9 protein-coding genes are annotated in these 8,257 nt (G+C 71.2%); 6 read left to right on the top strand and 3 right to left on the bottom strand.

What is annotated here, in order from left to right:
- Positions 1-261 precede the first annotated feature (261 nt).
- Both ACWEVN_RS43990 and ACWEVN_RS43985 read left to right on the top strand, forming a co-directional pair.
- Positions 262-1,932, top strand: coding sequence for a hypothetical protein (locus ACWEVN_RS43990; protein ID WP_449681213.1), 1,671 nt, complete (start codon positions 262-264; stop codon positions 1,930-1,932).
- 15 nt (positions 1,933-1,947) lie between these two features.
- On the top strand, positions 1,948-2,349 hold the full coding sequence (locus tag ACWEVN_RS43985) for an NUDIX hydrolase (protein WP_449681214.1): 402 nt from the start codon (positions 1,948-1,950) through the stop codon (positions 2,347-2,349).
- 210 nt (positions 2,350-2,559) lie between these two features.
- Here the strand turns inward: ACWEVN_RS43985 and ACWEVN_RS43980 are convergent, their stop codons facing one another.
- From ACWEVN_RS43980 to ACWEVN_RS43970, 3 genes are all read right to left on the bottom strand, one after another.
- Entirely contained in the window at positions 2,560-3,297 is a 738-nt protein-coding gene (locus tag ACWEVN_RS43980) for a dihydrofolate reductase family protein (RefSeq protein WP_452055242.1), read from the bottom strand.
- The gene (locus ACWEVN_RS43975) at positions 3,294-3,863 is read right to left on the bottom strand and encodes a dihydropteroate synthase (protein WP_452055241.1); all 570 of its coding nucleotides are present in this window, start codon (positions 3,861-3,863) and stop codon (positions 3,294-3,296) included. Before ACWEVN_RS43975 ends, ACWEVN_RS43980 begins: the two co-directional genes overlap by 4 nt.
- Positions 3,864-3,974: 111 nt before the next feature.
- Positions 3,975-4,274 (bottom strand): YciI family protein, encoded by a 300-nt coding sequence (locus ACWEVN_RS43970; protein ID WP_310967195.1) that lies wholly within the window; start codon positions 4,272-4,274, stop codon positions 3,975-3,977.
- A gap of 211 nt (positions 4,275-4,485) precedes the next feature.
- On the opposite strand from ACWEVN_RS43970, the gene ACWEVN_RS43965 reads away from it, so the two are divergent.
- The 4 genes from ACWEVN_RS43965 to ACWEVN_RS43950 all read left to right on the top strand — a co-directional run.
- Positions 4,486-5,394 (top strand): hypothetical protein, encoded by a 909-nt coding sequence (locus ACWEVN_RS43965; RefSeq protein ID WP_452055240.1) that lies wholly within the window; start codon positions 4,486-4,488, stop codon positions 5,392-5,394.
- 33 nt (positions 5,395-5,427) lie between these two features.
- Positions 5,428-6,609 carry a pyridoxal phosphate-dependent aminotransferase gene (locus ACWEVN_RS43960; RefSeq protein WP_449681217.1) on the top strand — a complete coding sequence of 394 codons (1,182 nt, stop codon included), beginning with the start codon at positions 5,428-5,430 and terminating at the stop codon, positions 6,607-6,609.
- 11 nt (positions 6,610-6,620) lie between these two features.
- Positions 6,621-7,547 (top strand): phosphotransferase enzyme family protein, encoded by a 927-nt coding sequence (locus ACWEVN_RS43955; protein WP_449681218.1) that lies wholly within the window; start codon positions 6,621-6,623, stop codon positions 7,545-7,547.
- Positions 7,548-7,577: 30 nt separating this feature from the next.
- On the top strand, positions 7,578-8,257 hold a 680-nt coding region (locus tag ACWEVN_RS43950; protein WP_452055239.1), incomplete at its 3' end, for a TetR/AcrR family transcriptional regulator.

The following is an 8,257-nucleotide window of genomic DNA, read 5'->3' as shown; positions in this document are numbered from 1 at the left end:
TAAGGGCGCAGGAGCCCGGCGCGGGCCATCAGCGGGGCGGGGCGGGGTCGGCGGCGCGGGGAGGCCGGCGGGGGCCCGTCAGCGAGGCGGGCCAGGGTCGGGGGGCGCTGGGCGCGGCGCGGGCCATCAGCGGGGCGGGGCGCCGGCGGGTGGGAGTGGTGGGTGGCGCCGGCGGGGTGGGGTGACGCCCCGCGTTCGGTTGGTCACAGGATCCGCTATGTTCGGCCTAGGTCCTGTTTCCGGCGAACGGAGTTGAGTCCTGTGGGGGTGCACCGGATCTGGCACCACGGACTGGTCCCCACCGAGGGGAAACGCCCCCTGGACGCCTTGCGCAGCAGGCTGATGAGCCGCCAGCGGCAGCAGGACGACTACACGGTGAGCGATCTCGGGTCGTCCGATGACGGTGGTTCGCGGCGGTGCGATCTTCAGTTCGCGTACGAGGGCAGCGAAGGCCGCTACTCCGTTCAGGTACTGCTTTCGCTCTGCTACCGCGCCGGCGAGGATCGGGTTACCTGGTTGCTGAGCGCGGCGTGTACGCGGCCTTGGCGTAGCTGCCATGACGCGCCCGCGTGGCGGATCGGGTTGGAGGAGCTGGGTGCCAGCGGCAGCGACGAAATCCCGATCGAGACGCCGGTGCTGGCGATGCGCGGGTGGTCGCGCAAGGAATGCGACCACCTCGCCGACCTGCTCGGTGAGGCGCTGGCGGCGCCGTGGCGCTCTTCGGCCGTGCTGGTGCTCACCGAGCCGCCGACGGTTCCGGTGGAAGGGTGGCCCGGGCTGGTCAACGTCTTCGACGTCGACGATCGCTTTCGCCACACCCTCAACCGGCACCTGCCGCTCGGGTGCGCGCTGCCGCAGGGCGCTCGGCTCTACGTGCCGCCGTGCGACCAGCTGCCGGACTTCGTCTTCAGCGAGAGCCCGGTGTCCGGTGAGGCGCTGGAGGGTGCGATCACCCGGCTCATCCAAACCCGCGGCCGGACGCCCCTGCCGGAGGAGTGGGCGGACGTGCCGAGCGTGCGGGCTTGGTACGAGACCGATCCGTTCGCTTCGCCGGACCGCGAGCCCGACGCCGAACTGGTCGAGAAGCTCGGCCGCGCCGAGCGGGAGCTGGCCGAAGCGCGGGGTGTGATCACGATCCTGCGGAAGAAGTCCAAAGCCCACGCCGAAGAACGGGACCGGCACGCCTGGGAGGTGAAGACGCTCCGCCGCCGCCTCGAGGACGTCTGCGCGACCGACGTCGCCTGCCTGCGCGACCAGCTCGCCCAGCTGCAGGCGGAGGTGGACGACTACGCGCGGGCGTTCGAGGAGACGGAGACCGAGCGCGACGAACTCAGACGCGTCAACGGGCTGCTGGCCGGCCGGCTCGCCCGCCACCACGACGCCGACGACGAGGTCGCCGCCGCCGAACGTCCGCCGGAGGACTTCCCCAGCTTCGCCGAGCTGATCGGCGCCGCGAGCGCTTCGCTCAAGCACCTCGCCATCACGGCCGAACCGGCGCCGGCGGCGATCCTCGACCACCACCCCAAAGCCGCCGCCTGGCGCCGCAAGGCGTGGGACGCGCTCCGCACCCTCGACGCCTACGCGGGCGCCCGGACGTCCCTGCTCGGCGCGGGCCAGGATCCGGGCCCCGAGCTGTCGGACGTGCTCGCGTTCGCCCGCACCGGCCAGCCGGGTTCGCTGATCAGCGCGAACATCATCGCCCTGGCCGAGTCGGACACGGTGACGACGAACGAGCGGCTCCGCCAGGCCCGCACGTTCCGCGTCGATCCCCGGACGAACCCCGCCGGCCGCGACTACTTCGGCGCCCACATCGCCCTGGAGCGCTTCAAATCCCCGGCCCCGCGCCTGCACTTCCTCGACGACACCGACGGCACGGGCATCGTCTACGTCGGGTACCTCGGCGCCCACCTGCCGACGTCGAAGACCAACTGAGCGAGAATCGCGCGCATGACGGAGATCGCGCACAAGCACCTGGCCTACTGCTGGATCGCCCGCGGCGACCGGGTGCTGTTCCTCCGCCGCGGGCCCGGCGTCTTCCTCGCGGGCCGGTGGGAACTGCCCGGCGGCACGGCCGAACCAGGCGAGCGCCTCGAAGACACAGCGACGCGCGAAGCGGCGGAGGAGACCGGGTTGACGGTCCGCGTCACCGGCGAGCTCGCGCGCGACGCGTGGCCGGATGTGGCGGGGCGGCCCTTGCGCATCCACGCTTTCGTTTACACGGTGGAAGAGGAGGGCGCCCGCGAGGTTACGCTCAACCCTGGGGAGCACGACGACTTCGCGTGGCTGACTCGGGTAGAGGCGCGGGAACTGTTGCTGCCGGACCATTTCCGGCGGCTGCTCGATCGGTAGGACATTTCGCTTGCGCAGCAACGGATCGCGGTGCTGCCGAGGTCTTCGGGTCGTGGTCATGTCTCCGACCTTATCCGAACAAGTGTGCGACCGTCATCGCTGGAACGGGTGAACTCAGAGGCGGGCTTGCGCGGCATTTTTCGTTGCCACACAAGGGTTCCGCGCCTAGGGAGCCCCCGATTTCCACACTACCCGAAGGCACCGACAAAACTAGCGCGGTGCGAGATACCGCAGCAGCACGCTGGCGCCGTCGGTGAGCACCGACGCCAACTCCAGCTCCGCCGGATCGACCGGCACCCCGACGGACGCCCGGCTGCCCGTCCCCGCCACCAGGAACGGCGCCACCGTCAAGCGGAACTCGTCGACCAGCCCCGCCTCGATCAACGACCCGAACAACCGGGGCCCGCCTTCGCAGTCGATGCGACCCAAGCCCTCCGCCACCAGCGTCGACACCACCCGCGAAGCCGACACCTCCTGCTCCCCCACCACGAACACCCGGGCGCCATGAGCCGCCCAGGCGTCACGCAACGCGCTAGGCGCCGCCGAGGAGGTGAAGACCAGCGTCGGAACCGCCGCCTTGGTGATCACCGGGGCGTCCGGCGGCAGGGAACGGCCCGTGGTCACCACCGCCACCGGAGCGATCGGGGCCAGGCCGAACCGGCGGCGGCGGTCGGCCGTGGCGGCGTCGGGGCGCATCCCCTCGAAGCCCTCCGCCATCGCCGTCCCCGCGCCCACCAGGACCACGTCGGCCAGGTCGTTGCCGAGGCGGTAGACCACCCGGTCCGCCGGGGTCGACAGCGCCCCGGACCGGCCCTCGACCGCGATCGCGCCGTCCGTGCTCGACACGAAGTTCACCGCCAGCCAGCGGGGGTCCGCCGGGTAGCGGTACAGCGTCTCGAGGTCGCTCTCGGCCAGGTCGCGCGGGGACGGCCAGAGCTGGCGGATCACTCCCATCGGACCGCCTTCGCCGGCGGGCGGGTGCCCGCGATGCTCGCCGCCATCTCCGCCACGTGACGCACCTCGCGGACGTGCGCCGTGCGGATGATCGCCACCCCCGCCGAGGCCGCGAGGGCCGCCAGGGCCAGCCCCGCGGGCGTTCCGTCGCCGGGCACCGAAGCCAGCACGGGCACGTCCGCGGGAGGCAGCGGCGCGCGGAATTCCCCGATGTCCAGCACAACGGAGAGACCGGGCACGGCGGGAACAGCAGGAGCGGCGTAACCGGCGTCGTACCGAGCCGCGACCTCGGCCAGGTCCGCGCACGTCACGATCAGGTCGGCGCCCGCTTCGCAGCAGGCCGCGGCGACCGACGGGTCCGCGGTGCCGACCCCGATGACGAGGCCGGGAAAACTCGCACGCGCCCGCTCGACGAGGGACGCGGATCCGGGGAAACCCACGAGATCGGCGCCGTCGGCAACAGCGGCGCGGGCCGCGGGGAGCGACTCGACCGCGGCCAGCACCAGCGCACGGTCACTGCTCAACCGGCGGCCCCGGAAGACGAGGTCGGGGGTTTTCATCGCACTCTCCCTGGCTGGACGTCCTTCGCGATCATAAGCGACCAGCGGGTGAGTGTTCTTCGCCGTCAGGTGGCGGGGCTTCGTCGCCGGGCCACCCGACTTGACGGCTCCTTAAGAGGCGATCGCCTCGTTGATCGCCAGCAGCTCCTGGGCGGTGCGCGTGGCGGTGAACTCGATGACGTCGTACCGGGCGAGCCGCTGGACCACGAACGGGTCACTGGCCAGCACGGCGTCGAGCTTGCCGCGCAGCACCGAGCGGACCAGGATCACGTGGTCGGCCGAGCCGTTGCCCTTTCCGCAAACCAGGAAGAGTCCTTTCGTGAATTGTTTGCGCACCCAGTCCGAATGGTCCGGAAGTGCGTAGTCGACTTCTGTTTCGGGCGCTGTATAGGTCAGCAATGCGATGTACATGTTCGCAGGATAGAACGCCTTTGCCGACATCGCATCCGCCTGGCGAGTGGCGCCCGGCACGCTCCCCGTCAATATTCCGTCAAGAAGATTGGAATTCCTTTACCGGCGCTTTTTCGACACACTCACCGATTTTCGTACGCACGTCGTCGTACGTCGGGGTGTCGCCACCGGGCCGACGCGGAGACCGGGCTGCCCGGCGAGACTCGGCAGCATGAACCCACTGACCCGCATCCGGTACGACGGCCGCCGCGCCGAGCGGATCGCCTACGCCGTCGGCGCGGCGCTGTTCCTCGGCGGCGTCGTGCACGCTCTCGTCCTCATCGCCACCGGCGGCTCGTGGCTGGGCCCGCTGTCGATGCGCAAGGCCGTTACCTTCGGCCTCTCGTTCGGGCTGACGCTCGCCTCGGTCGCCTGGGCGACGTCGTTCCTCACCGTGCGCCCCGGGGTGCGCAACCTCCTGCTCGGCGCGTTCACCGCGGCGAGCGTCGTCGAAGTCGCCCTGGTCAGCATGCAGGCGTGGCGCGGGGTGCCGTCGCACTTCAACTTCGAGACCTCGTTCGACAGCACCGTCTCGATGACGCTGGCCGCGGGCGGTGGCGTGCTCGTCCTGACGGTCATCGGCTTCACCGCCGCCGCGCTCGTGGAACCCGGCCCGGCCGCGCCGAGCCTGCGCCTGGCCGTCCGCGCCGGCCTGGTCGTGCTGCTGGTCGCGCTGGCCACCGGGGCGGTGATGATCGGCCGCGGGGTGGTCGCGGCCCGCGGCGGCGACCCGCAGCTGGCCTACACCACCGCCGGCTCGCTCAAGCCGCTGCACGCGGTCGCCATGCACGCGATCCTGGTGCTGCCCGCGCTGGCCTGGATCCTGCGCCGCACGCCCCACCCGGAGGCCCACCGGCTGCGCGTCGTGAAGATCGCCGTCGCCGCCGACGCCGTGCTCACCGCCGTGATCGGCGTCGAGTCCTTCACCGGCATCGACCCGCTGGCCGCGCCGCTGCCGCTCATGCTCCTGTCCGCGCTGGCCGCGGCGGTGCTGGGGGGCACCGGAATCCACGCGTTGTCCGGCATTGAACCGGCCGTCCGATTCGTACGTGTCCTCAACGGGAAGGCAAGGGGCCGGTAAAGCGGCGGACGGAGAACACGCGTGCGGCACGGTATGACCCCCCACGGCCTTTTCCAGCAGAACAAGGCCCACAGCCCGTCGTTCTTCTCCGTGGCCAGGGCGATGGGCCAGCACGCGGACGACCTCGCGGACTTCTGCATCCCCTGCAACCCGTACTTCCCGACCGACGAGATGTTCGGCGAGCTCGAACGCAACCTCCGCACGATCCTCAAGTTCTACCCGAGCGACGCCGGCGCGATCACCGCGCAGCTGGCGAGCGTGCTGCGGCTCAACCCGTCGACGATCTCGCTGGCCAACGGCTCGACCGAGCTGATCACCTGGATCGACCAGCTGCTGGTCGATTCCAGTGTCGCCGTGCCGATCCCGACCTTCGGCCGCTGGACCGACCAGCCGATGGAGACCGGCAAGCGCGTCGACATGTTCCTGCTCAAGGAAGCGGACGGCTTCGAGCTGCGGGTGGACGAGTACATCGACTTCATCAAGCGCCGCGGCTCCCGGGTCGCGGTGCTGTGCAACCCGAACAACCCCGACGGCGGGTACCTGCCGCGCCGCGAGGTGATCCGGTTCATGGACGCCCTCGAAGACCTCGACCTGGTGGTGATCGACGAGTCCTTCATCGACTTCGTCGAGGTCGAGCGGAACCCGTCGGTGGCCGCCGAAGCCGTCGTCCGGCCGAACGTGATCGTGCTGAAGAGCCTCGGCAAGAACTTCGGGCTGCACGGCATCCGGTTCGGCTACCAGGTCTCGAACCCGGCGTTGACGCGCAAGCTGTCGGCCGCGCTGCCGAAGTGGAACCTGAACTCGCTCGCCGAGACCGTGATCTTCATGCTCGCCGAGCACCGCGCCGAGTACGAGGACAGCCTCAAGAAGCTCGCGCTCGACCGGTTCATGATGCATTCGCAGCTCGGGCAGTTCCCGGAGCTGACGGTGTTCCCGTCGCAGGCGAACTTCCTGCTCGTCAAGCTGCCCGCGTCGGTCGACGGCGCCGAGCTGTGCGACTACCTGCTCACCGAGCACCACCTGCTGGTACGCCAGTGCGGCAACAAGATCGGCATGACCAGCCAGTTCATGCGCTTTGGGGTGCGGCCGGACACCGAGGTCGAGCGGCTGGTCGAGGGACTGCGGGGCGTGGAGCGGCTCGGCGGCGGGCGGCACACGACGCCGACCATCGAGCTGGTCTCCCACTCGCGCGAGCCGGAACGGTCGATCAGCTGAGCACCTGGGCGATGGCCGACTTCCAGGCGAACACCCGGCCGTTCGCCGAGCTCGACCGCGCCGGCCGGACCCGGCGTCTGCGACGGCTCGCGGAAGCGGCGTTGACGGCCTACGCCGTGCCGGTGGCCCGGCTGACCCCGCTGGCCCACGGGCACAACACGACGTTCCGCGTCGACGGCGCCGACGGCCACCGGTACGTGCTGCGGGTGCAGCGACCGGACGGCCCCGGCGTCTCCCAGGTCCGGGCCGAGATGACCTGGCTGACCACGCTGCGCCGCGAGACCGGCCTGGTGGTCCCGCAGCCGGTGCCGACGCGCGCGCGGGACCTGGTCACCGTGGTCGCCGACCCGGCCGTGCCCGAACCACGCACCTGCGTGCTCAGCCACTGGGTCGAGGGCCGGTTCCTCGACGAACGGCTCAGCGCGCCGCAGCTGTACGCCGTCGGCGAGTTCACCGCGCGGCTGCACCTGCACGGCACCCGGATGAACGGCCTCGACCGCCGCCGCGTCGACGACCTGACCGACTTCGGCCGCACGCAGGTGGACGGCTTCTCCGCGGCGGTCGTCGACCGGGCCGTCGCGGCGGCCGGCGGCGACGAGCGGATCCGCAAGGCGGTGGCGCGCGTCCGCGCGGTGCGGACCGAACTGGGGTACGGCTCCGACGTCTTCGGCCTGGTGCACGGCGACCTGCACCAGGAGAACTACCTGCTGCACCGCGGCCGCGTGCACGCGATCGATTTCGACGACTGCGGGTACGGGCACTACGCCTACGACCTCGCCGTCGCCTGCGCCGCCCTCGCGCACCTGCCCCACCGCGAAGAGCTGAAGGAGGCTCTCCTGGACGGCTACCGGTCGGTCCGCCCGGCCGCCGCCACGACGGACCAGGGCGTGCTGGCCGCCTTCGCCGGGCTCCGGCGGGTCCAGCTCCGCCTGCGCTGACCCGTTACAAACCGTCGTTACAATTGCTACATGGCCGGACGATCCAGCAACGCCACCAGCACCCGCGACCGCCTGCTCATGGCCGCCGGCCAGCTCCTGCACGAGGCCGGTGACGGGCCGGTGTCGACGCGGGCGATCTGCGAGCGCGCCGGCGTCCAGGCCCCCACGCTGTACCACCACTTCGGCAGCAAGCAGGGCCTGCTCGACGCGGTCGTCAACTACGGCTTCACCCAGTACGTCCAGGCGCCGGAACCGGGCGGCGACCCGGTGGAGCGGATCCGCGCGGGCTGGGACAGGCACGTCGAGTACGGCCTGGAGCACCCCGCGTTCTACGTGCTGCTCTACGGCCAGATCGAGCCGGGCGTCCCGTGCAACCTCACCTCCAGCGCCGAAGCGATGCTGCTGGAGCTCTTCACGCCGTTGGCGCGCGAGGGCCGCCTGCGCGTCGAGGCGGCGGAGGCCGCGCGGCAGTTCGCGGCGGCGAACAGCGGTGTGACGCTCAGCTTGATCGCCCAGCCCGAGGAAAGCCGGGACCTGGCGATGTCCGCGCAGGTCAGGGAGTCCGTGCTGGCCGGGCTGCTCGCCGGCCGGCCCACCGAAAGCTCGTCCGTCAGCGCCCTCGCTGTCGCTTTGTCGACCGCACTCCAGGACGACACGGACGCCCTGACCACCACCGAGCGCCAGATGCTGCGCGAGTGGCTCCACCGGCT

The sequence above is a fragment of the Amycolatopsis sp. NPDC003861 genome (assembly GCF_053605405.1).
The sequence above is the reverse complement of the archived record's forward strand: the minus strand, read 5'-3'. Positions and strand labels throughout refer to the sequence as shown.